The sequence below is a fragment of the Neobacillus camarae genome, from assembly GCF_054950115.1.
Map to the genome: position 1 here is coordinate 1,164,277 of NZ_JBUCKX010000001.1, position 25,291 is coordinate 1,189,567.

A 25,291-nucleotide genomic window follows, 5' to 3' on the forward strand; every position below is an offset into this window, starting at 1 on the left:
ATGCAAGTTCTTCAGTAGAAGCAATGAGTGAACCGGCGTTAATGGTAAAGCCAAACAAGAGGTCAGCATTGTTTCAAAGTTTAAAAAGAGATAAGTGGTTGTATCTCTTAGCTGCGCCAGGTCTACTATACTTTCTGCTTTTTAAGTATTTGCCCATGTGGGGCGTGTTGATCGCCTTTCAAGACTATCAGCCGTTTCTGGGTTTCTGGCATAGTGAATGGGTAGGACTCGATAATTTCAAATTCTTCTTCCAAAGCCCTGATTTCTTGCGGTTATTTAAAAATACCTTAATTTTATCGTTTTTAAATTTGGTCCTTGTCTTTCCGTTACCGATTATCGTTGCCTTGATGCTAAATGAATTGAAAAACGCACTCATAAAAAGAGGAATTCAAACGTTAATATATGTTCCACACTTTATATCGATGGTAGTAGTTACCAGTATGACCTATGTGTTTTTTACGACTAGCGGCGGTTATATCAATGAAATTGTCAAAAATGTAACCGGTCATACGATTCCATTTTTAACGGATCCCCAATGGTTTAGACCCTTAATTATTATTCAAACCGTTTGGCAGACCACCGGATGGAGCACCATTATCATTTTGGCTGCTTTGACGGGTGTGAATTCAGAATTGTATGAAGCGGCTATGATGGATGGTGCCGGAAGATGGCGGCAACTATGGCATATTACATTGCCAGCTATTCGAAGCACGATTGTCATCTTGTTAATTCTTAAACTGGGACATTTCTTGGACAATGGCTTTGAACACATTTATCTGATGAGTAACTCGTTAAACCGCTCGGTTGCGGATGTTTTCGATACCTATGTTTACTACATTGGTTTAACTAGCGGGCAATTCAGCTTTGCAACGGCTGTTGGATTGTTTAAGTCAGTCATTTCTATCATTCTTGTATTGGGTGCGAATAAACTGGCCAAGAAATTTGGCGAAGAGGGACTTTACTAAGGGGGATCAAACATGCGGAAGTGGAATTCAACAGGCGGCAAAATTTTTGATTGTTTAAATTACGTCATCTTGATCTTGTTTGCATTATGTACGGTGCTGCCATTTATCTATATTATCGCGGGTTCGTTTGCAACAGATGCGGAATTAAGGTCGAGAGCATTTTTTATTATACCAAAGACGATTTCAATGGATGCCTACGAGTATATTTTCTCTAATGGTTCCTTGGTTAGAAGCCTTGGTGTTTCAGTCTATGTAACCGTAATAGGTACACTGGTGAATATGTTTTTTACCATGACAATGGCTTATCCACTGTCTAGAAGAGATTTAAGGGGCAGAAATAAAATTCTTGGCTTAGTGATTTTTTCGATGTTGTTTGGTGGCGGCATGATTCCGACCTATATGGTCGTAAAGGGCCTTGGCTTGCTAGACACTTATTGGGCATTGATGATCCCAGGTGCAATCAGTGCGTTTAACCTGATCATTGTTAAAAACTTCTTTCAAGAACTGCCTAAGGAGCTCGAAGATGCAGCCCGTATCGATGGATGTAATGAATTGGGGGTTCTCTGGAGAATTTATTTGCCTTTATCCAAGCCCATTCTCGCAACCTTTTCCCTATTCTATGCAGTAGGGCACTGGAACGATTTTACGGCAGCGCTGCTCTATATTAATAGTCCGGAAAAATGGCCGCTGCAAGTTATTTTAAGGCAAGTGGTGGCATTGTCCCAAAATGTGGTGGCTGCTGGTGATCGTTTGGATCCTAACTTTGTAGAACCGCCGGCACAAACCGTTAAAATGGCAACGATTGCCGTAGGAACGGTCCCAATTCTCTTAGTCTATCCGTTCTTACAAAAGTACTTCACTAAGGGGGTGTTGCTAGGATCGGTTAAAAGCTAAGGGGACATGACAGCTGCATTTATTTCTTTTCAAAAAACAAAGGGGGAAAATGGAATGAAGTTAACGAAACGCGCATTACCAGTGGTTGTCTCTAGTCTATTGGTCGCAGGAATTACTGCTGGGTGTTCAAACAATGAATCAGCAAGTACTAAAAGTAAAAAGGGTGGTGAAAGTGATAGTAACAAACCACTCGATATTACGATTATGATGCCTTCCTTTGATCAAGAACTAGCTGACGAAAATAGTACGGTTGTGAAGAAACTGGAAGAGGAAACGAATACAGATATCCATTTAAGATGGACACCGAATGATACCTATCCAGACAAATTTAGCATCACGCTGGCTTCCGGAGATTTGCCTGACATCATGGTTTCAGCAAGTAGCTATGTGAAAGCTGCACAATCCGGGGAATTCTGGGATGTAGGCAAATACATAGATGATTACCCAAATTTAAAGAAATTGAACCCAATTATTAGGCAGAATGCTTCCATAAACGGAACGTTATACGGGATTCCAAGAATAAGAGCACTGGGAAGAAATGGTATAATGATTCGGAAAGACTGGTTAGACAAACTGGGATTACAAGAACCGAAAACTACTGATGACTTATACAAGATACTCGTTGCGTTTAAAAATGATGACCCGGATGGAAATGGAAAAGATGATACGTATGGTATGACAGTTTCTCAATTCAGTGGTCCATGGGATAACATCCAAACTTGGTTTGGTGTCCCGAACGAATGGGGAGTGGAAAAAGGAAAATTAAAACCGTATTTTGAATTCCCTGAATATCAAGAAGCACTGGATTACTTCAAAAAGTTATTTGATGAAGGTCTCATCAACAAAGATTTTGCTGCCATGCCTCCGTCGAAATGGTACGACGATATTCAAAATAATAAAGCAGGGGTCATTGTAGACGTTGTAGATTCAGCGCACAGAATCGAAAAAGAGCTGGATAAGCTTGAATTTGGTGAAAATTCAACTGCCGAACAGCAAGAACAAAAAACATTTATGACGGCTCTTGGTGGTGTGGCTGATCCGGATGGGAAAAAGCATTATCTGCCAACATCTGGATTTAGTAACCTATTGTTAATCCCCAAACCTGCCGTTAAAACAGAAGCAGAATTGAAAAGAGTACTTAAATTCATTGACCAAACCAATAATCAAGAAAATCAAAGATTATTATTCCATGGGATTAAAGGCAAACAGTATACATTAGATGGAAATGGCTATGTTGTTGCAACTACTGATAAGTCAGTGCTGAAAGACCTGCAGGATTTGAACCAGTTTCAAACGTTTATCCCTGAGGATTTAACGATTAAACCACAACAAACACCATTAAGAGAAAAAGAAGCAGAAATTCAAAAGGAAAACGAAAAATATGTAGTGGGCAACCCGGCTGCGGGATTGATTTCAGAGACATATAGTCGTATGGGAGCCCAACTTGATCAAATTATTGACGATGCAAGAATTAAGTATATTTCCGGACAAATCGACAAAGCTGGTCTTAAAGCCGCAATCGACCAGTGGAGATCCCAAGGCGGAGACCAAGTGACAAAAGAAATGAACCAACTATACTCCAAAACCAAAAAGTAAGCGTTATAATTTAATGGATGATTTTAACTGAATCGAATCGGGCTGTGTTTAGCATAGCTCGATTCTTCATTTAACTATTGAAGGGAAGAGGGCGGTTTCATGACATCTCATATCAAACTGAAGTGGCTGGATCATCAATCGTCAGGAAGAAAGGGGGTCACATGGGGAGTCCCGTGGAAACGGGGTGTTCTTTCGCGACAGGATCAGCTGGTGTTGGTCAACGAACAAGGGAAGCCGCAGCCAATCCAAACATGGCCCACTGCATTTTGGCCGGATGGAAGTGTTAAGTGGACAGCGCATGCTGCGTCTTTTGATGGAAAAGTGGAAGACCAATACAAAATGAAACTAGGAAAAAGCGAATATTCAGATGGCACCCTAACTGTTAAAGAATCTGAAGAATACATAGAAATTGATACAGGCAGTATCGTGTGTCAATTGAATAAACGTGGAAATACCATTATTAAACAAATCACCCGGGAAAATAGAGTCATATGCACAGGAAGCCAATTAAACCTGATTCGAGAAGAAAGGAGTCAAACGACGGGTTATCGCATCAAGAAAGAGGAGGACTTTGTCAGTCATATTTCTCGAGCAGCGGTTGAACAGGATGGCCCGATTCGCTGTACCGTAAAGGTAGAGGGCAGACATGAGCGGGTAAATGGGGGAAGACTCTGGATTCCTTTTACATTACGATTCTATTTTTATGTGAATCAAGCATCGATTAAAATCAATCATACCTTCGTCTACGATGGCAATCCGCATGAAGATTACATTAAAGGATTGGGCATGTCTTTTTCTGTACCGATGAAAGGTCCTTTATATAATCGTCATGTCCGTCTAGTCGGTGATACCGGTTTATTTAGCGAGTCGCCTAAGAATTTGGCAACCATGCGGACTGTAGGAAAATATGAAGAGTTATTTAAAAAGCAACAGTCTGGTGCCTTTATTACCTTTGATGAAAATCAGGATGAGAAGTTTCTCGACATTTTGGATGATGCCGCCGTTTGGGACCGGTTTAAACTTGTGCAGCAGTCAGCGGACAGCTATTGTCTGTCCAAACAAACGAAAACAGGGTGCAGCTGGCTGCATGCGGCTGCTGGCCATCGTGCTGGTGGAACGATCTATGTAGGCAGTGAAAATGGAGGGATGGCAACAGGAGTTCGGAATTTTTGGAAAAGATATCCTTCTTCTTTAGAAGTCAGCGGTACGGCTGAAGATACAGCAGAATTAAAGGCATGGTTTTGGTCACCGGATGGAGAGACAATGGACCTTCGCCATTATGATACGGAAACGCATTTGAAATCCTCCTATGAAGGATTTGAGGAAATGCGCAGCACTCCTTATGGGATTGCCAATACAAGTGAACTTGTTATTCATTGCTTCGACCGTACGCCATCACATGGCGAACTGCTGCAATGGAACCGTGATAAAGAGAACCCGGCATTATTTGTGTGTGAACCACAATATTACCATGAGGTAAAGGCTTTTGGTGAATGGAGTTTGGAAGACCGCCGTACACCAGCACTACAAGAAATAGAAGAAAAACTAGATCAGACGATTGATTTCTACCAAAAAGAGGTGGAACAAAGACGGTGGTACGGATTCTGGAACTATGGGGATGTCATGCACACGTATGATCATGTAAGGCACACGTGGCGCTATGATATTGGCGGCTATGCATGGCAAAATACCGAATTGGTGCCGAACATGTGGCTATGGTACATGTTCTTACGGTCAGGAAAATCCGACATCTTCCGTATGGCGGAAGCAATGACCCGTCATACAAGTGAGGTGGATGTTTATCATATGGGAGAATACGCCGGGCTCGGGTCGAGGCATAATGTCATCCACTGGGGCTGTGGTTGTAAAGAAGCAAGGATTGCGATGGCAGGCCTTCACCGATTCTATTATTATTTAACAGCCGATGAGCGCATTGGCGACATTATGGATGAAGTGGTGAACGCCGATTACACCACTGTTAATCTTGATCCGATGCGGGCCTACTTTCCGAAAGACAATTATCCAACGCACACTCGAATTGGACCGGATTGGGCTGCATTTGTATCCAATTGGATGACCCGCTGGGAGCGATATGAAGATACAGAGTATCGAGACAAAATTTTGACTGGTATAGACTGTTTGAAAAAGATGCCGCTTAAAATGAAGGCTTTAGCTGCCTATGGGTATGATCCAAAAACCGGAAAAATTTATGATATAGGGAACTTTGCCGGGGGACACTTAGCCATTTGTATGGGTGAGCCACAGGTATGGTTCGAGCTTACGCCATTAATCGATGATCCTGAATGGGAAGAGATGTTAATTGAAATTGGCGAGTTTTATAATCTTCCGTGGGAAGAAAAGGTTCGTTCTACATCTGTAGAATTTAGAAAAGGCAGCTATGCCTGGCCGATGTTCTCAACGGGTATTACTGCCTATGCTGCCATGAAAAAAAATAATACCGAACTTTCAGAAGTAGCATGGTCCATATTATTGAATGATAAAGTAGGAAAATCATCTATTAATGAAGAAACTTTATTAGTAAAAGAAGATGAGGTGATTCGACCCATTCATGAACTCCCATGGGTAACCACTAATACCGTTTCACAATGGTCGATTAATGCGATTATGTGTATTGGATTTATTGGGGACGCTCTTGTACAAAAAGAAACTGTGAAACAGGTTGAATCATTTCCGAAAGGAGTTTAAAAGATTAGATGCTCAACAGGGATAACTTTGAATACACATTGATCTATGAAAATGCACTGCAATCTGAGCAGGATGTGGCCGATTTTAGAATGGAAGGAGAGGCGGCCATTACTTTTCCCTTAAACCGAATGAGGATGGAGAATAAGCGTGACCCAAAAGAAGGGCAAAAGTCCAATTTTGTCTATTGGTGTCCGGAAGAGTTTCCTTCCAATATCGCGGTTACCTGGGATTTTTGGCCGATTGCAGAACCTGGGCTTTGTATATTATTCTTTGCCGCCAAAGGTAAAGAGGGAAAAGACCTTTTTGACCCATCCTTACAAAATAGGAATGGTGTTTATGATCAGTATCATCACGGGGATATCAATGCTTTTCATGTATCGTATTTCCGCAGAAAAGAACCGGATGAACGCATTTTTCACACGTGTAACCTAAGAAAAAGCTACGGGTTTCACTTAGTGACACAAGGGGCAGACCCCATCCCTTCCGTCGCGGATGCAAAAGGGCCCTACCAAATCAAACTGGAGAAATATGAAGAAAAAATACAATTCTCCATTAACGAACTAGTTGTCTTTAGCTGGGAGGACGATGGAGAAAGTTATGGACCATTTTTATCGGGCGGAAAAATTGGATTCCGGCAAACCTCGCCACTAATCGCTGAATATGCCAATCTGAAAGTCTATGAAATCAAACAAAAATAATCTATGGGGGACATCCGTACATGGAGAAAGACCAAATGACAAAAGGAACTGCACACTCCAAAATGGGAAAAAACGAGCCTGTATTGTTAACGAAAATTGATATTAGCGAAGCGGGTTTTCGCAGCAAGATGCTCATTGGCGATTTGAACGGAGATGGCCGAATGGAAATGCTAATGGTGCAAGCGGATGGAGGAATTGATGACCGTTATGTTCCCCATCAAGTCCAATGTTTAACCGCTTTTGATTTAGAGGGGAACTTGCTATGGCAGACAGGGGTTCCCGACCCTGATGCAGGGGGACCAGGTTCCGATTATCCTGCCCAGATTTACGATATTGATGGTGATGGGAATAATGAAGTGTTATGTGTCATGGATAAGAAATTTACCATCTTGGATGGCGCAACAGGGACTGTCAAAAAACAGTATGACTTGCCTGATCCGGAAGCACATGATTGTATCATCATCGCCAATTTATCTGGTAACCCATTCCCGCAGGATATTATCCTAAAAAATCGGTACAAAAAAATGTGGGCTTTTGACAACGATTTCAATTTACTATGGACGCACTCAGGAAATACGGGGCATTTTCCTTGGGTGTATGATTTTGATGGCGATGGTTATGACGAAGTAATGGCCGGTTATGACTTCCTTAACCATAAAGGACAGAAGCAATGGGCTTGTCACAATCTGGAGGACCATGCGGACTGTATTTGGGTTGCTGACGTGTATGAAACTCCTCCAGAAAATAAACAGCTCATTATCGGCGGCAGTGTGACGGTTATGTATGACCATACAGGGAATGAAATATGGCGTTATGAAGGGTCAATTGAGTCACAGCATGTATGTGTCGGCAAGTTCAGAAAGGATATTCCGGGCTTGCAGATTGCCGGATTGGACCGGATCATCCGTGGCCGTGGCGGAAATAAAAATGGAAAAGACGGGATGTTTCTCTTAGATGCTCATGGTAACGAAATTTGCAAAGAAAATCGCCAATCAGAAGGCTGGTTGACGATTATCGATACGGTCACTAACTGGGACGACAACGATCTGGATTATATATTGGCCTATCGAAGAGGAGACGGTGTGCTGCCAGGTTTATATGATGGATATTTACAGCCTGTTCTCACTTTTCCTGTCGATGGCTACGTTGTTCACGGTGATCTATATGGAAATGGAACAGAGCAAATTATTATCTATGATGATCACCATGCCTTTATTTTTTCCCATAGCCAAAATAATGAAAAGCTAGCTAACAGGAGTTTACCTCAATCGAAAAGATTGTACAGTTCCACACTTTATCCTGGTGGGGAATATAACTGAGTCAGTACTGAATGGAGATGGGTTACAAACTGAATTTCTAAAAAGGTAAATCAGTTTGGTTTTTATATCTCACTAGAAAACAACATGGGGCGGAGGTGATGAATGATGCAACTTAGTGGTATGACTAATGGAATCTACCGTATCTCCGAATGGATTATGCGATTGGCCTACCTAAATATCCTTTGGTTACTGTTTACACTGATGGGGGCGATTGTGTTTGGAATGATGCCTGCGACCACTTCTGTTTTTGCCGTTGTCCGCAAATGGATCAGAGGAGAGCCGGAAATACCGATATTTCAAAGCTTTTGGGAAAATTATCGAAAGAGTTTTGCGAAAACTAATCTAATTGGGGTCGTTTTGTTTGTCATAGGCTTTATCATCTATATCGATTTTGTTTATCTAACAGCCAGAAATGGATTTCATTCCATTGCCCTTTTAGTGGCATTTATTGTCACTTGTTTCTTTTTTCTTCTTTTGCTCATGTACATTTTTCCGATATTCGTACATTACGATTTAAAGATCCCGCAATATTTTAAATATGCGCTCCTGTTTGGACTTACAAATGTAACCGGAACCATTATCATGATGGGTGCACTATTCGCCATGTGCTTTATCGTTTGGGCTTTTCCTGCCATTCTGCCTTTATTCAGTGTCAGTCTTGTGGCGATAGTTTTCATGTGGGCTGCTAATTTAGGGTTTGCAAAAATTCTTAAATCGGCGGAAAATGACAGCGCTATAAATAAATAAATTTTACTAATCAATTGTCAAATTTGGAGGAACGTTAAATGGAACCAGAAACATTACGTCAAATGGAACATCTAAATCGGGGCTTGATTGCCGTAAAGGTTAAAAATGGGGTCTATCTCGGATGGCGCCTGTTCGGAACCGACCCGGATGAGATTTCCTTTAACCTATATCGCGATGGGGTTAAAGTCAATCCTTCCCCTATAACAACCAGTACCAATTATTTGGACAGTGAGGAAAATGAAGATTCTACATATTGGGTATGTGCTGTATTAAAGGGGGAGGAACAGCCCCCATCAGAGAAAGCAGAAGTGTGGGATACAAACTATTTGACCATTCCTCTAAAAAAACCGGAGGGAGGCACTTCCCCCGATGGCGTTTCTTATACCTATAGCGCTAATGACGCCAGTGTGGGGGATGTGGATGGAGATGGGGAATACGAGATTATCCTTAAATGGGATCCATCCAATTCACATGATAATGCCCATAAGGGGTATACAGGAAATGTTTATTTAGATGCTTATAAATTAAACGGAAGACATTTATGGAGGATCGATTTAGGAAAAAATATCCGGGCTGGGGCACATTATACCCAATTCTTGGTTTATGACCTGGATGGAGATGGGAAGGCTGAAATTGCCTGTAAAACGGCAGATGGTACCATTGACGGGGAAGGAAAGGTGATTGGTGATAGGGATGCCGATTACCGAAATAAAGATGGCTTTATTTTGGAAGGTCCAGAATTTCTAACCATTTTTGATGGATTGACTGGAAAAGAACTAGTGACAACCGAGTACGACCCTCCACGGGGAAAAGGTGCTGACTGGGGTGATGATGAAGGCAACCGGGTCGACCGTTTTCTGGCATGTATTGCCTATCTTGATGGAGTAAGACCAAGTCTGGTCATGTGCCGTGGTTACTACACCAGGGCTGTCCTAGTTGCTTATAATTGGCGTGATGGAGAGCTGACGAAAGTTTGGAAGTTTGATAGTCTCGAGCCTGGAAATGAAGGATATTCCGGACAGGGAAATCATAGTGTCAGTGTGGCGGATGTCGACGAAGATGGAAAAGACGAAATTATCTATGGATCCTGTGTCATCGACCATGATGGGACAGGACTGTATACAACCGGTTTGGGCCACGGGGACGCCATCCATGTGGGGAATTTGATTCCAAGCAGGCCAGGCTTGGAGATTTTTCAAGTCCATGAGGTGCCTCAAGAAAAAGGAACGGAAATCCATGATGCAAAAACTGGGGAAATTCTATGGGGAATTCCATCGGTTGAAGATGTAGGAAGAGGAATGGCCGCAGATATTGACCCGCGCTATGAAGGAGTGGAAGTTTGGTCATCGACCCATTGGAAAACAGGTGGAGCAGGTCTATATAACAGTTCTGGTGAGAAGATCTCTGATTCCAATCCGCAGTCGTTTAATTTTGCCATCTGGTGGGACGGGGATTTGTTAAGAGAACTCCTGGACCACGAGTACGATCCAAAAACGGGTATTGGTGTAGGAAAAATTGATAAATGGGATTATGAGAATGGAAGACTTGTGAACATTTTGACGGCTGATGGCACGAGGTCAAACAACGGTACAAAGGGAAACCCTTGTTTGCAAGCAGATATTTTTGGAGACTGGAGAGAAGAGGTTATTTGGCGTACCGATGATAGCACGGCCCTAAGAATCTATACGACGACCGATGTGACAGACCATCGAATCTATACTCTCATGCATGACCCCAATTATCGGCTGGCGATTGCCTGGCAGAATGTTGCCTATAACCAGCCTCCACACCCAGGATTTTTCCTTGGGCATAATATGGAGAAGCCGCCGGTTCCTAAAATATATGAAGTGAAGAATCAACAGAAAGATGAGGGTTCATATTAGGCAGCGGTTAGAAGAATGTGATGGAACTACAGCGAACAGTGCCTGGCACTGTTCGCTGTTTTTTTGGGGGATTTACCCCAAATATTGTAGAATAACTAGTAATATTTTTATAATAACTCCCAACTTTGTAGAATCCTGCTTTAATTTTGTAGAATAAATTAGGTCATCATCACTTCCTATCATAGCTTTAAATATGTTGTAAGATTATACTATTGATAATGTATCACTAGGGGGAATGGGTTGTGAAAGAAACGCTGATTATTCGATATAGAAAAACATCAAACTGGGAACGTATATCATGACCTATACTACCGAACGCACACGTCGACAAATCATTCAGAGTTTTATGCATGTCCTTCAAACGAAACGATTCTCTTCGATTACGATTCAAGATATATGTGAAGAGGCGATGATTCATCGTACTACGTTTTATCGGTATTATGAAGATAAATACAGCTTGCTCAGGGATTTTATTTATCATTTATCTGAGGAACTGATTAAATTAAATAAAAATTCCAGCACGGACCCTTTCAAATTATTGGTCGATTATATAGAAGAAAATTTCGTGTTATTTGAAAATACTTTGTTAGGATCGGACGGTCATATACTTTTTAAAAGCTTGGTTAAAATCGCTAGCAATATATTACGTGAACACTCAAAAACAGAGAATGATCTAATTTCAAATAAAATCAATCAGTCCAAATATCCTGAAGTCATGTGTGAACTCTATGCCACTTCGATCATGACCATTTTGCAAAATTGGATTAGTAAAGAATATCATTACCAAAAAGAGGAGTTATTCGAAATCTTCAATCAAGTCATGCTTTAAAATGAAACAAATCCTCATAAATGTATCATTTTAATACACTCGTTCTATTTTGCTTTTTGAACCCTTCCGTATCCCTTGTTATAGTGACTAATGTGTATAAAAATTTCGTTGATGTTTTGTTCCTTCCGGGAAGAAACAACAGAAAAATAACATGCTAAAAGAATAATGGGGAGGATACAAGGTGAAAAAAATCATTAAAGGCCGGTGGGCGATTTTTTCCATATGGTTGATTGCGACGATATTGCTTACAGTCATTCAGCCGGACATCAATGCCATACTAAGGCAAAAAGGGCAGCAGGGCACTGGTAATAGCAGCCCATCCGTCATAGCAGATAATATCCTAAAAAAGATGGATACCACCAAGGGAACAAACGACATCATCGTATTTTATGATAAAAATAAAATATCAAACGGTGAAATGGAAAAGGTCGGAGATGCGGTAAAGGCTATTAGCGATAGCAGCAAAAAGCTTGGCATTACCAGTATGATTGATCCTTTTAGTATGCCTGATGCAAAAAGCTCTTTAGTTTCTAAAGATGGTACCACAGTGATGGTAAGCTTTAAGCTAGATAAAAAGGGCAGAGAAGTAGATGACATTCAAAAGGAACTGGACAGCAAGCTCAAAAACATTCCTGTCGAATATTATCTAAGCGGGGAAGACTTTATCAATAACGATTATTTGAAGGCGTCCATGGCAGGGGTTGAGAAGAGTGCTGCCTTGACCGTCATCTTTATTTTAGTCGTGCTGATCATCGCCTTTAGGTCTGTAGTGACACCTTTAGTGTCGTTGGTAGCTGTGGCGTTTTCCTATCTTGTTTCCATGGGGATTGCGGCCCAATTAATTGATAAAGCCGGTTTTCCGATCACAAGTCTTACCCAAATGCTTCTGATCCTGATTCTCTTCGGGATAGGGACTGATTACAACATCCTTTTGTTTAATCGGTTTAGGGAAGAATTGGCCCATGGCCTCTCGATAGATGAGGCCATCGTGAATACCTATAAAACGGCTGGAAAAACAATTGCATACAGTATACTCACGGTATTTATTGCTTTCCTGGGTCTCGTTTTTGCCGAATCGCCAATTTATAAATCTGGTGTCGTGGTGGCAATCGGTGTAACCATCCTATTGCTGGAAATTCTGACATTAACCCCGTTTATCATGAAAGTGCTGGGGAAAAAACTTTTCTGGCCTTCCAAGAGTATTAATGGGCATAAGGAAAATAAGTACTGGGGTGCAACATCCTCTTTCGCCATAAAGCGTCCACTTATAACGGTGGTCGTTATCCTGTTAATCTTAGGGCCAATGGTGTACCTGCACCAGGAAAAGCTGAATTTTGATACGGTTGGAGAACTGGGCAATAAATATCCTTCTTCTAAAGGTTTTAATATCGTTGCGGACCATTTCGGCAAAGGCCAGGCCATGCCTGCTACGGTCGTAATTGAAACTAGTAAAGTGTTAAATAATAATGAATCTCTTGCCGTCATTGATAACATATCAGATAGCATTAAAGATATTGATGGAGTGAAGCAGGTTTCTTCGGTCACACAGCCTCAGGGTGAGCAAATTGCTGATTTTTACGTAAGCAAACAAATGGGGTCTGTTACCGATGGAGTTTCACAAACTCAAAATGGTGTGGACCAAATCAATGATGGATTGAAACTGGCTCAAGAAAAATTAGGAGAAGCCGATTTTTCTCAAGTCTCTCAAATGGTTGACGGCACGGCAAAGCTTCAAGATGGAATGGATGCCTTAACAAACGGATTAAAACAAATTCAAAATGGGATCAATGATGGTTCAAGCAATTCACAAACCATAAGCAATGGGATTGCTGCCATCGAAACCAATCTTTCACAAGTGAGCAGCGGCGTATCCTTGTTAGCCGATAATTTTGGGAAGATGCAGGCAGGTTACGAGGAGATGGGAACCCATTACCAAGCGGCGGCTCAAGCCCTCTTAGGGGTAAAAGGGGCAATCTCTCAAATGAAACCAATGGTGGATGCTCTCGGTAGTTATACTGATGTAAGTAGTGATACCAATTACCTGGCATTAAAGCAAACCATCGATGGGTTAATATCCTCTTTAAGTGAAATTACACCGGAAGGAATAGAAACATTAAATCAAAATTACAATGCAGCAACCGCCGGTTTTGCGGTAGCAAATAAAAACCTTGCCAGCATGGGCAGCGGTTTATCCCAAATGGCGGCCGGTTTGAAGCAGCTGGAAAGCGGCCTTGATAAAGCTTCTTCGGGAATAGGTACAATCGTGACCAATATGAATAGTGTGACGGACGGACTTGGCCAGATGAAATCAGGCCAGCAGCAGCTGGTAGATGGTCTTAATGGATTTGGTGTATTTGGCCAGCAGCTTTCAAAAGTTAATGACGGGTTGACACAAATTTCCGATGGACTTGGTCAAACGAACGGATTTTTAACGCAATACAAAACCAATAAAACGTTCTTCATTCCAAAGGAAGCATTAACTGACAAAGACTTTAAAAAATCACTGGACGCATTTATGTCTGATGATAGAAAAATCACCAAAATGATTGTGGTTTTAAAAGCAGATCCTTATTCAAAAGAAGCGTTAAGCACAATCAATAAAGTCAATGCCGCTGTTTCTAATGGACTGAAAGGCACACAACTTTCTGATGCCAAGTTTGGCACGTCCGGTCCAAGCGCCACTACGAAAGATATGAATGATATCTTGAGCCGGGATCTCAATAGAACGACAACGATTGTCATTATCGGGGTATTGCTTGTACTGTTCTTTGTCATCCGATCTTTCTGGACACCCGTTTTCATAACGGCATCCCTTTTAGGAGCTTATTATGCGGCGATGTTCATCATCAATTATATTTTTATCGATTTAAAAGGATATGAAGGAATTTCCTCCTTTGTTCCATTCTTCTCGTTTATTATTATCGTGGCCTTGGGAGTGGACTATAGTATATTCTTGATGATGCGATTTAAGGAATATCCTCATATGCCGCAGAAACAGGCTATCGTATTGGCATCAAGGCATATCGGCGGTGTTATCATAGCAGCGGTGATCATCCTTGGAGGAACCTTTGCCACCCTTATGCCATCTGGAATGCTGTTATTAGCTGAATTGGCCATCGCAGTCATTACAGGTCTGGTGGTACTGTGCTTCGTGCTGCTTCCAATCTTTTTGCCGGCGATGCTTGCCTTGCCAAGTGCATTAGCCAATTTATTTTCCAAAAAAGAGGAAGAGGAATTAAGGATTGAAGAAAATGTAATATAAAATACCATATGAAGCGGCTATCTATTCAGATAGCCGTGTTTATTGTCTTACAGATGGAAAAAAATGATAAGAAAATGGATAAAAATAGTGCATTCGAACAAAACTAACCTTGAGTAACTTCAATGAGGGGTGAGAGCGAATGACACAGTTGACCACTAAGGAACTGGCTTTTATAGAGGATGAAATTCGGGCTGAAGAAATCACGGCCAAGGCAATGAACTGGTGCGCCTCAGAGTGCAATGACCAAGAACTCCGAAAAACGCTAGAACAAATGGCAGAGAGGCATCAGTTAAAAATCGCCGAGCTGTCCCAGTATTTTAACCGGACCAATCATGTTCAATAAATACTAAAGAGGTGTAACGGATGCCAAATAATATAGAAGGACGCGGTTTAACGGACCGAGAAATGCTTCAGCTTTGTTTGGAGTTAGAGAAGGGCCGGTGCCGCAGCATCTCCAATACAATGTTGGAAACAACTCACAAAGGGCTGCGTGAAATTTATCAGAATTGCTTTGAAACCGCCAGCCAAAATCAATTTGAACTATTTGAAACGATGAATCATAAAGGCTGGTACAAAACCGAGCTTGCCACAATCGAGCAGATTGGCAAAGTACAAGAGCTCATGCAAAACAATTTACATCCCGAATGATTATTTTTAGAATACAAAAGTGAAATTTCAGAGGCGCACTGTTGAAGTGCGCCTTTTCATTTTATTGTCACATTTAATATAAATGTCTGATTTTTCAACAAAAAAGTCGGTTTTTTCATTAAGACAATTTTACTAAAGGATGTATAATTCGAGATGTAAGCACTTACATAACTCAAGGAGGTATTTGTGCAATGAAAAAGTTTGTGGTCATGCTTCTTTCAGTTCTCTTGGTCTTTTCACTTGCAGCTTGCGGCGGCAGCAGTACGACTAGCAAAAGTAGCGAAAAAGATTCCGAGAAGGACAAGACATCAAGTAAAGATGAAAAAATTACACTGCGCATGTCATGGTGGGGTTCTCAACCAAGACATGACTATACGCTAAAAATTATTGAGATGTATGAGAAAGAGCATCCTAACGTGACAATTGAACCAGAATATGCCAGTTGGGATGATTATTGGAAGAAGCTTTCTCCACAAGCAGCAGCAAACGAGCTTCCTGATATTATTCAAATGGACCTTTCTTACATCACACAGTATGCAACGAACAACCAGCTAACCAATTTAAAACCATACTTTGGCAAGCAAATTGATACCAGTGACCTCAGTGATAATTTTCTTGCTGGCGGAAAAATTGGTGATAAATACTATGGCCTTAGCACTGGTGTAAACGCAATTGGCTATCAGTATGATCCTGCATTGCTCAAGAAAATCGGCGTTGACAAAGTCTCTGAAGATTGGACTTGGGATGATTACAAAGCAATGGCGGAGAAAGCCAGCAAAGCCGGGCTGTATATTGATAATGGACCGGGAACGGCTCCAGACGTATTCTTTAACTACTATTTGAGGACTCAAGGGAAAAGCCTCTATAGCAAAGATGGCACAAAGTTAGGCTATACAGATGACAAGCTATTCGTTAACTACTTTAAAATGTATGCTGATCTGGTAAAAGAGAAAGCTATCCAAGCACCAGATGCCGCTGCACAAGTTAAAGGACTGGAAGATGACCCAGTTGTAAAACAAAAATCCATCGGTATTTTCCAATGGTCTAACCAATTTATTGGTATCCAACAAGTGGCAAACCGTCAGCTGGAAATGGTTGGCATGCCTGGGCCAAATGGCGATAAAGGATTGTTCCTAAAACCAAGTATGATCTGGTCTGTTGCCAATAATTCCAAGCATAAAGAAGAAGCAGCCAAATTTATTGACTTTATGACCAATAATGTTGAAGCTAATAAATTAATGCTTGGTGACCGTGGTGTTCCGGGATCACCTAAAGTCCAAGATGCATTAAAACCATTGCTTTCACCGGCACAACAGCAAGTATTCGAGTATGTGGCTTGGGCTGGTAAAAACAGTTCCGAATTTAATGGTCCAGATCCAATTGGAGCAGGCGAAGTCATTAACACGTTAAAAAGCTTTACAGATCAAATGGCCTATGGAACGATTAAGCCGGAAGATGCTGCGAAGCAGTTCAGACAGCAGGCAGAGGCTATTTTAGCTAAAAATAAGAAATAATAATTTAGTAGTTTTCTAGAATTAAAAAAGGGTATCCCGCAATAAGAGGGGATACCCTTTCTTTGTTATTTGTTGCTGGCTGCTAATGCATCTAATATTAATTGGGCCTTATGTGTCAAATTAAGTTTTGCTTCAGAGGAACTATAGGCTTCATTGGTTTTCTTATCAATCTCTGAAATAAACTTCTCGATAAATTTGCTTGCTTTTTCAGCATTGCCAATTTCTAATTGGTGCTGCGCTTGCTTGCTGGCACTTTCAAGCTGGCTGCTTAATGGGTCAGTTAGCTCGCTCTTATCCTCATATGCCGCCAGATCCTTTTCTAAACCTGTTAATAAACCTGGAGTCCAGTATGTCGGCACAGGAACCTTAGAAAAGTCCATATCGCTTCCGAAATAAAAGCTTGTGTAGGAAGGCTGGTTATAGGTTGTATTTTGTCTTGCCACTTCGGCACGGTATTGCGGATCATTCATTAACGAATATAATTTGTGATTGGTTACATCCGTGCTGAGATACATCCGAATGGCGGAACTATCGGCAGTTCTGACCAGCAGTTCTTCGCGCCAATCCCCAAAGACGTCAGCCACTAAACTTGGATTTCCCTTTGTGCTGTTATTGGTCCTTGTTCCTTCTGCCTTAAGCACGGTGCCTTTTTGCCAATCATCAATAGTTGGTGTGGAATTGCCAGACCCATTGACAATTTGCGTGGTCATGTCGGCAGCCCACTTGATGTTCATGTTTGTTCCAGGAGCCTTATCACTGATTTTGGTGCCATCTGCCGTCCAAAGTCCAACCGCCCATGTTTCTAAACCAGGATGTGACGGGTCGACATCTCCAATCATTCCGCGGCCGGTATCTTTGCCGGTATAGCCGCCGTAAATGACTTTACCCGTTTTGGCGTCACGCAGCGAATATCCATATGGTGCGTATGCAGCGCCTTCATGGACCATAAAGATTTCCAACCCTGGACGGTTAGGGTCGATATCGGTTACATGCAGCGCATCCCCATGGCCCAGTCTTGCTGTGGTGCCAGGTGCTGCACTTTGCGGAGGCAATACATCCATGGAACTGTATAATAAACTTTTGCCATCATCGTCAATTGTGGCCCCGCCATAGACAATCTCTTGTTTGCCGTCACCATCAACATCTGCTGCACTCAAGGAGTGGGCACCTTGTGTGGTGAGTGTACCAAATACCGGATCTGTACCATCTTTGCCGTGTGGTCCATCGTTGAATGGATTGCTCATTGGAGTCCAGCCGCTGTCTACTGCCCAGTGTTCTTTTATTTGTTTGCCGTCCCAGCTATAGGAAACCACATTGGCCCTGGTATAATAGCCGCGCGCAAATACGGCATAAGGTTTCTCACCATCAAGGTAGGCAACACTGGCCAGGTAGCGGTCGACACGGTTGCCCGGTTCGATTCTGGCCATAGCATAGTCGCCCCACATTAGGCCGTCATCATATCTGCCGGGTTTGTAATCAACCGTATCCATTTCTTCGCCTGTTTCCCCATTGAAAACCGTTAAATATTCAGGCCCTTCTAAAATAAACCCTTCAAACTCTCTTAATTTATTGTTGCCGCTACGGCTTGGGGCATACACGTCCATAAAGTAATCGGCTAAGCTTTTGGCATCCTGTTCGGACAGTGGATACGAATATTTTGGTTCAATACCGAACGCTTCTTCAAGCGTACTTGGCCAATTCCCTTTTTTAACCTCTTCTTGATTCTGCCAATTCATAAACATGTTCACCACATGGTTATAATAATCCGCAGCGCTCATCCGATAATCATCTTGATTACTATAACCTGCATCGATGTCTTTTTGCGGCATAGTGATAAATTTTTCGGAGGCAGCTTTTCCGTCCATATCGTAATTAATTACTTTTGTGCCAGGGGCAGTTTTGAACATTACTTCGGATTTGCCGTCGCCATCAAAATCATAAACTAAATATTCCGTATAGTGGGCACCAGAGCGGATATTCACGCCTAGGTCGATTCGGTACAATAAAGTCCCATCCATTTTATAGCTGTCAATATAGGTATTGCCGGTATAACCTTTTTGTGATACATCTTTAGAGTTGGAAGGATCCCATTTTACAAAAAATTCATATTGCCCGTCCCCATTCACATCGCCGACACTCATATCATTGGCAGAATACGTATACGCCTCACCTTTTGGGGTAACCCCATCGGCTGGCTTATTCAGTTTTAAATCCACGTATGATTGCTGCCATGGTTTAATGGTGCTGCTTTGGTCCAATTCCTTGCCATCCAAGACGGATTTTACATAATAGCTGGAAGCGGAAGTCCCATCTTTATCTAAGAAGTTTGTGCTGTCTTCGACCGTCGCGACATATTGTCCGTCACGGTAAACTTTAAAGTTTACTCCCGTAAGCCCGGTTTTTGAAGAACCCTTTACTTCGTTGGCAAATAATCTCCAGCTTAAGAAAATGCCCTCAGATGTTTGGGCTGCCACTAAGCCTCTGTCAAGGTATTCTAACTGGATTCCAGCAAGGCTTCCCGGTTTGTTTTTTGGGAAATCAATTGCTGATGCCGTTGAAACTCCGCTTAATAGCAGGGGTAAAGCTAATGCTGAGGTTAGTACTTTTGTTTTTATTGTACGTCTCTTCATCTTGTGATCCTCCTCCTTTTATTGAATCCGCTTACAAAATAGTAATGCGCCTACCTCTCCTTTAAGGAATTACGAGTCTATTATATTTTAAATATTCTAGCCAAAACATTTAATAAACCGTCTTCTTTTTTGAAAAAACAGTGGGTTTATTTTCCAAAAAAGCATTTCGAGCCTATTATCCTAGTCTTTTTGTACCAAATTAATAGTTTAATAATTTCTTAAGCTTTGAAGGGTAAAGTACTAGACAAGGAAATGATAATAGACTCGGTAAAAGGAGAGGAATTCAAAATGGATTTTAATAATCAAGATCAGTTCGATACCAATTCAAACTCTATAAATGAAAATATTATGAATCAACAGGGGACACCCGCCCCAGTAAAGAAAAAAGGCAAAATGAAAGGATTTGTCTCCACATTGGCAGCAGGGGTGGTTGGGTCAGCCTTGACATTAGCTGTTGTTCCTAATATGGACTCTTTCAAGACTCTCGTATCTGGCACAGACACCCAGCAATCCGTGAGTGCAAAAACATCAAGCACAAGCACTTCCGTACAGCCTGTTACAGCCCAAACAAGTACTTCAACCTCGAATTCACTTGCGGATACGGTCGAGAATGTATCGAAAGCGATTGTGGGTATTGTGAATTACCAACAGCAAACTAGTAATTATTACTCTGCTACTAGCACTTCCCAAAATGTAGAAAGCGGGTCAGGGTCAGGGATTATTTTTCAAAAAAATAGCGTTTATGCCTATATCGTGACCAATAATCATGTCATTGAAGGGGCTTCTAGCTTGGAGGTGTCCTTGTATGATGGACAGAAGACAACTGCTGAAGTGGTTGGTGCGGATGCTTTAACCGACTTAGCAGTGTTAAAAATTGATGCCAAATACGTTACGCAAACCGCCGAGTTCGGTGATTCTTCCCAACTGCGGGCCGGTGACCAGGTTTATGCAATTGGAAATCCGCTTGGTCTTGAATTATCCCGAACCGTCACACAAGGCATTGTCAGTGCCACAAACCGCAGTATCTCCGTTTCCACATCTGCAGGGGATTGGGAAACAAATGTTATTCAGACGGACGCTGCCATTAATGCAGGGAATAGCGGCGGCGCTTTGATCAATTCACAGGGACAAGTGATTGGGATTAACAGCATGAAAATAGCCGAGTCCGGTGTTGAAGGATTAGGCTTTGCCATCCCAAGTAATGATTTTATACCAATTGTTAATCAGCTAATTGAAACCGGGAAAATTAGCCGTCCGTATCTAGGTGTGGGACTGGCGGATCTCGAACAAGTGCCGCAAAATTACTTGCAGAACCTGCCGGATTCAGTCACAGGCGGTGTGTACGTCACCACGGTGGAAGCCAATTCGGCCGCAGCAAATGGGGGACTTGAGCAAGGCGATGTCATTGTTTCTATGAATGGAACAGAAATCACCAGTTCCACCGATTTAAGAAAATATTTATATACGAAAGTAAGCAACGGTGATGAAGTAAAATTAGGAATTTATCGTGATGGAAAACAAACCACCGTCAATGTGAAAATTACCGAATAGAAGGTATAGGATTTTGGAAAATCTTTTTATGGAGAAACAGCGAAATCTCTATTATAATATAATGAATATGTATAGTTCATAGAGGTGAAGATAATGAAACTTACGGCAGACCATTCTAAAAAAGTTCCAACCCTATTTTCAAGAACGAACCCATTTCCTGCCAAGGTTCTCAAAAATATTAATTTAAATGGAAATGGTTCCAATAAAGAAACGAGGCATATCGAGTTATCATTAGAAGGTTCCGGGCTTTCCTATGCCCCTGGTGACGCTCTGGGAGTTGTCCCTGAAAATGATCCGGAGCTGGTGGATACCCTCATTGAGGAAATGCATTGGGATCCCGAAACGATTGTCACGATTAACAAGCAAGGTGATACACTTTCATTAAAAGAAGCGTTATTGACCTACTTTGAAATCACATTGTTAACGAAAAAAATCATGCAGCAGGCAGCGGGATTCACAGAAAACGATGAATTGCAAAACTTGGTATTAACTGAAAATGCCATACAGTTAAAAGAATTCATCGACGGAAGGGATATACTGGATGTATTGCGTGATTTTGGCCCATGGAAGGCTTCGGCCCAAGAATTTGTTTCTATGCTAAGAAAAATGCCGCCACGGCTCTATTCCATCGCCAGCAGCTTGAGCGCAAATCCCGATGAAGTTCATCTGACCATTGGGGCGGTGCGCTACACTTCCCATGGCCGCGAACGGAAAGGCGTTTGTTCCGTCTTATGTGCGGAACGTGTTCAGGAAGGTGATACGCTGCCAGTCTTTATCCAACCAAATAAACACTTTCACCTGCCGGAGTCCCCAGACCAAGATATCATTATGGTCGGACCGGGAACAGGCATTGCACCATTCCGTTCCTTTATCGAAGAACGAGCAGTTATCGAAGCGACAGGCCGGACCTGGCTGTTTTTTGGGGATCAGCATTCGGCATCGGATTTCCTTTATCAAGACGAGTTGGAAAAATATCAACAGGATGGTGTGCTAACAAGATTAGACACAGCCTTTTCCCGCGACACAGCCCAAAAGGTGTATGTCCAGCATAAAATGATTGAAAACAGTAAAGAATTGTTTGAGTGGTTGGAAAACGGCGCCTGCTTTTATGTTTGCGGGGATAAGCAGCATATGGCGAAAGACGTCCACGAAGCTCTTATCAATGTGATTGAAAAAGAAGGCAGCATGAACCGTGAATCAGCGGAAAGCTATTTAAATTCGATGAAAGAGCAAGGCCGTTACCAACGCGATGTGTACTAAAATAGTATAGCGAAAATATATTCCGTCTTTGACAGCGGATGTAAAGAGAAACTCCCTTCCGAACAGGAAGGGAGTTTTTTTATCGGGTTTCCTATGGTGCCCATAATGACTGATATTTAAGAATATATTGGTCGAGCTTTTGACTAATTTCAATGGTCCGCTTGTTTGTTAATCCTTCCGTCATGCCGGTGCAAATCAATTCTTGCCTCAGCATTTCAATATCAAGTTCTAACTTCAATTTTTCAACCGCCATTTCGATATTCAACATGATTCTCTCCGTTAAACCATCATATTTTCCAATTGTTGTATTATAGAAAGCCAAGCTTAAGAAAACCTTAAATTGATTTTGTTTGGGAGTGTGCCCATCCATTTTTTATTTTTTTACATATCATGTTAATACAACTAGAAAGGAGGCTCTCGCAAATGGCAGATGGTGCATACGGTGCAGGCTTTGCGTTAATCGTTGTCTTATTTATCCTGCTGATTATTGTAGGGTCAGCCTATGTTGGCGGTTGGTTTTATTAAAAAATAAAGGTTGAAGGAGGAATAACGATGTCCTATGGATTTGGATATCCAGGCTTTTCTGGCTACGGCTACGGAGGGTTTGGTTATGGCGGTGGATTTGCATTAATCGTCGTATTATTTATCCTCTTAATTATCGTTGGTGCCGTTTGCTTTTATTGATTGAAAAGTGGAATTTAAAAGATGAATGACTTCATGCGGGAAAAAGCCTATACAAAGGCTTTTTCTTTGTAAAAAATTTTTGCCATTCGCCCATACATTAGTACTAAAAAAGAATAGGATAAAGCAGATATTTGGAGGAGGTGTAACAATGTCCGGGAAAAAAGAAAAAGTAATCCATGTTGACAATTTAATTATCCACGCTAAAAATGTTGAAATTGTCGACCCGGAGAACGTTAAAATTAATCGCGGGAAACACGAAGAATCGTCCATGGGAGATCATGCTCCAAGGAGAGATCCATGGGGATTTTTTTGGGGGCCCCCGCCGAGAGAAGAACATGAACATGACCACGAACAGGAAAGACATCATGTTGAATCATCCGAATCGAGCTCAAGCTCAAGCTCAAGACACGAGGATCATTATTAAAGTTTAATATTGAGTTATAAATGGAAGACATTGCAGCTAATGTAATGTCTTTTTTAATCCCTCTTTTAATTGAAAAGCTCGATTGGGAACCCCTTAGTAGGGCCTCGAGAAATGAAAAAATGAATGGGTATTTCTACAATTGGTACTTCTTTAATGATATCTAATTGAAGATTGTTAACCGGCAAAAAGGCCAAACCTTTACCATTTGCAACAAATTCCATAACAAGAGAATAAGAATCTACTTGATGTATTTGCTCTTTTGAAATACCATGTTCCGCAATAAATTCAAGAGTATAACGACGAAATGGGCATTGTTGGTCATGGCTGATAAAATAGTATTCCTTTTTATAGTCAATAGTAGTTGTACATTTTGCTTTTAGTAACCCCATTTGGAGGCCAGTAGTGAAAACTTTTTGAATGGATGGTTCCCAAATATCCAAATAAGTTATGATCATATCAACCGCTTGCTTTTTTAATAGTTGTGGCAGTTCGCTGCTGTTTGGCAAATAAATCTGAAATTTATGGAAATGGTCCTTGATTCGGTTACTTAAATATATGGATAAAATAGATTGTGTTGTTGCGATTCGGTAGGAATCATTGGTCATTTTAATTTCATGTTTAGCTTTTTCTATTAAATGGAGGATTTGATTCGTATAGTCAAGCAATATTTCACCAGATGGCAGGAGTGTAACCCCTTTATGATCGCGATGCAGAAGCGGTGTATCTAACTCGTGTTCCAGTTTTTTTATTCTTTCCGTTACATTTGGCTGTACATAGCCCAGCTCTTTTGCTGCTTTGCTGATGGAACCTTCATTTGCGACCGTTTTAAAAATGATAAGATCATTGAGTTCCATTAATTACCACCTCTCCTAGTCATCATTATAAATGATATCACCTATAAATAACAGCTATTTTACACGGAACTTATCCCTGGATATCATAAAATTATAGAAGGTGAGGGGATAATCATGATAGGAATGCAATATAAAATCATTTTGCCAAATGATTATGACATGGGGATCATTAGGAAAAGGGTGACGGACAATGGATATAAGACAGATGGTTTCCCAGGGCTTCATTTTAAAGCCTATATGATGACTGAAGTGGAGAAAAACGGAAATCTATACAATTCATATGCACCGTTATATATTTGGAATAATCCTGAGGGCATGAACCGATTTATCTTTGAAGGTTCTTATGACAACATTTTAGCATCATTTGGCTGGCGGCAGATAAATATTGGAGTTCCTTTATCTATTCAGTTAAGCGAAGATTTTAATGCAAGCAGATATGCTGTTGAGTATGCAGGAACGATTCCCGAAGGCAAATCGTTAATTAATACGCAATTTGAAATTAGTAAACAATATGTCCCAAATCCGAAAAGTATGGGGGAGTTGTTAATTTATAATCCGGATAAATGGGGCTACAGCCATTTCAGTTTTTATCGAGAAAAACCGGAAATCAACGGTAGTAATAAGCTTACAGTCTATCAAATTTTGCATATTTCACAGTAGCAAATGCTGGCAAAGGGAAGGACATTGTGTCTTCCTTTGTCAACATTTGGAACAAGAATTTTTAGTTAATTCATCCTATTTTTAGTAAAAAATGAATGTTTTTCCTGTGTAATTTGACTCATTTATTGGTTTGATTGCAGGAAGTACCCCCTTAATGACAGAATATT

At 41.3% G+C, this 25,291-nt stretch carries 22 protein-coding genes; 19 read left to right on the forward strand and 3 right to left on the reverse strand.

The features are described 5' to 3' along the window. Positions 1-41 precede the first annotated feature (41 nt). From ACY8D0_RS05450 to ACY8D0_RS05510, 13 genes are all read left to right on the forward strand, one after another. Positions 42-965, forward strand: a complete 924-nt coding sequence (locus ACY8D0_RS05450; RefSeq protein ID WP_462409956.1) for an ABC transporter permease — start codon at positions 42-44, stop codon at positions 963-965. A 12-nt stretch (positions 966-977) separates the two neighbouring features. Beyond that, on the forward strand, positions 978-1,859 hold the full coding sequence (locus ACY8D0_RS05455; protein WP_462409459.1) for a carbohydrate ABC transporter permease: 882 nt from the start codon (positions 978-980) through the stop codon (positions 1,857-1,859). A 54-nt stretch (positions 1,860-1,913) separates the two neighbouring features. Next, positions 1,914-3,455, forward strand: coding sequence for an extracellular solute-binding protein (locus tag ACY8D0_RS05460; RefSeq protein WP_462409460.1), 1,542 nt, complete (start codon positions 1,914-1,916; stop codon positions 3,453-3,455). Between the two features lie 99 nt (positions 3,456-3,554). After that, positions 3,555-6,161, forward strand: coding sequence for an exo-rhamnogalacturonan lyase family protein (locus ACY8D0_RS05465; RefSeq protein WP_462409461.1), 2,607 nt, complete (start codon positions 3,555-3,557; stop codon positions 6,159-6,161). Between the two features lie 8 nt (positions 6,162-6,169). Continuing rightward, positions 6,170-6,859, forward strand: coding sequence for a DUF1961 family protein (locus ACY8D0_RS05470; RefSeq protein ID WP_462409462.1), 690 nt, complete (start codon positions 6,170-6,172; stop codon positions 6,857-6,859). Between the two features lie 20 nt (positions 6,860-6,879). Then, entirely contained in the window at positions 6,880-8,178 is a 1,299-nt protein-coding gene (locus ACY8D0_RS05475) for a hypothetical protein (protein WP_462409463.1), read from the forward strand. Between the two features lie 102 nt (positions 8,179-8,280). Next, entirely contained in the window at positions 8,281-8,925 is a 645-nt protein-coding gene (locus ACY8D0_RS05480; RefSeq protein ID WP_462409464.1) for a YesL family protein, read from the forward strand. 38 nt (positions 8,926-8,963) lie between these two features. Next, positions 8,964-10,808 carry a rhamnogalacturonan lyase gene (locus ACY8D0_RS05485; RefSeq protein ID WP_462409465.1) on the forward strand — a complete coding sequence of 615 codons (1,845 nt, stop codon included), beginning with the start codon at positions 8,964-8,966 and terminating at the stop codon, positions 10,806-10,808. A gap of 298 nt (positions 10,809-11,106) precedes the next feature. Beyond that, entirely contained in the window at positions 11,107-11,637 is a 531-nt protein-coding gene (locus ACY8D0_RS05490; RefSeq protein WP_462409466.1) for a TetR/AcrR family transcriptional regulator, read from the forward strand. A 181-nt stretch (positions 11,638-11,818) separates the two neighbouring features. Continuing rightward, the gene (locus tag ACY8D0_RS05495) at positions 11,819-14,899 is read left to right on the forward strand and encodes an MMPL family transporter (protein ID WP_462409467.1); all 3,081 of its coding nucleotides are present in this window, start codon (positions 11,819-11,821) and stop codon (positions 14,897-14,899) included. Between the two features lie 139 nt (positions 14,900-15,038). After that, complete coding sequence (locus tag ACY8D0_RS05500; protein WP_462409468.1) at positions 15,039-15,242, forward strand: hypothetical protein; 204 nt, start codon at positions 15,039-15,041, stop codon at positions 15,240-15,242. A 20-nt stretch (positions 15,243-15,262) separates the two neighbouring features. Further along, positions 15,263-15,547 carry a spore coat protein gene (locus ACY8D0_RS05505; RefSeq protein ID WP_462409469.1) on the forward strand — a complete coding sequence of 95 codons (285 nt, stop codon included), beginning with the start codon at positions 15,263-15,265 and terminating at the stop codon, positions 15,545-15,547. A 191-nt stretch (positions 15,548-15,738) separates the two neighbouring features. Beyond that, positions 15,739-17,061: an ABC transporter substrate-binding protein gene (locus tag ACY8D0_RS05510; RefSeq protein WP_462409470.1), complete on the forward strand. Its 1,323-nt coding sequence runs from the start codon at positions 15,739-15,741 to the stop codon at positions 17,059-17,061. Positions 17,062-17,126: 65 nt separating this feature from the next. Here ACY8D0_RS05510 and ACY8D0_RS05515 read toward each other — a convergent pair whose 3' ends face one another. Then, positions 17,127-19,691, reverse strand: coding sequence for a rhamnogalacturonan lyase (locus tag ACY8D0_RS05515; RefSeq protein WP_462409471.1), 2,565 nt, complete (start codon positions 19,689-19,691; stop codon positions 17,127-17,129). Positions 19,692-19,979: 288 nt separating this feature from the next. Between ACY8D0_RS05515 and ACY8D0_RS05520 the strand changes: the two genes are divergently transcribed. Continuing rightward, complete coding sequence (locus ACY8D0_RS05520) at positions 19,980-21,242, forward strand: S1C family serine protease (protein WP_462409472.1); 1,263 nt, start codon at positions 19,980-19,982, stop codon at positions 21,240-21,242. A 93-nt stretch (positions 21,243-21,335) separates the two neighbouring features. After that, the gene (locus ACY8D0_RS05525) at positions 21,336-22,502 is read left to right on the forward strand and encodes a sulfite reductase subunit alpha (RefSeq protein ID WP_462409473.1); all 1,167 of its coding nucleotides are present in this window, start codon (positions 21,336-21,338) and stop codon (positions 22,500-22,502) included. A gap of 91 nt (positions 22,503-22,593) precedes the next feature. Here ACY8D0_RS05525 and ACY8D0_RS05530 read toward each other — a convergent pair whose 3' ends face one another. Continuing rightward, positions 22,594-22,824: a Spo0E family sporulation regulatory protein-aspartic acid phosphatase gene (locus ACY8D0_RS05530; protein WP_462409474.1), complete on the reverse strand. Its 231-nt coding sequence runs from the start codon at positions 22,822-22,824 to the stop codon at positions 22,594-22,596. A gap of 101 nt (positions 22,825-22,925) precedes the next feature. On the opposite strand from ACY8D0_RS05530, the gene ACY8D0_RS05535 reads away from it, so the two are divergent. From ACY8D0_RS05535 to ACY8D0_RS05545, 3 genes are all read left to right on the forward strand, one after another. Then, the gene (locus ACY8D0_RS05535; protein ID WP_462409475.1) at positions 22,926-23,027 is read left to right on the forward strand and encodes a YjcZ family sporulation protein; all 102 of its coding nucleotides are present in this window, start codon (positions 22,926-22,928) and stop codon (positions 23,025-23,027) included. 27 nt (positions 23,028-23,054) lie between these two features. Further along, complete coding sequence (locus tag ACY8D0_RS05540; RefSeq protein WP_462409476.1) at positions 23,055-23,186, forward strand: YjcZ family sporulation protein; 132 nt, start codon at positions 23,055-23,057, stop codon at positions 23,184-23,186. A gap of 148 nt (positions 23,187-23,334) precedes the next feature. Then, positions 23,335-23,610: a hypothetical protein gene (locus ACY8D0_RS05545; protein WP_462409477.1), complete on the forward strand. Its 276-nt coding sequence runs from the start codon at positions 23,335-23,337 to the stop codon at positions 23,608-23,610. A gap of 65 nt (positions 23,611-23,675) precedes the next feature. On the opposite strand, the gene ACY8D0_RS05550 is transcribed toward ACY8D0_RS05545, so the two are convergent. After that, positions 23,676-24,464 carry a LysR family transcriptional regulator gene (locus ACY8D0_RS05550; RefSeq protein WP_462409478.1) on the reverse strand — a complete coding sequence of 263 codons (789 nt, stop codon included), beginning with the start codon at positions 24,462-24,464 and terminating at the stop codon, positions 23,676-23,678. A 114-nt stretch (positions 24,465-24,578) separates the two neighbouring features. On the opposite strand from ACY8D0_RS05550, the gene ACY8D0_RS05555 reads away from it, so the two are divergent. Then, positions 24,579-25,124 (forward strand): DUF4865 family protein, encoded by a 546-nt coding sequence (locus ACY8D0_RS05555; protein WP_462409479.1) that lies wholly within the window; start codon positions 24,579-24,581, stop codon positions 25,122-25,124. The last annotated feature ends 167 nt before the right edge of the window (positions 25,125-25,291 follow it).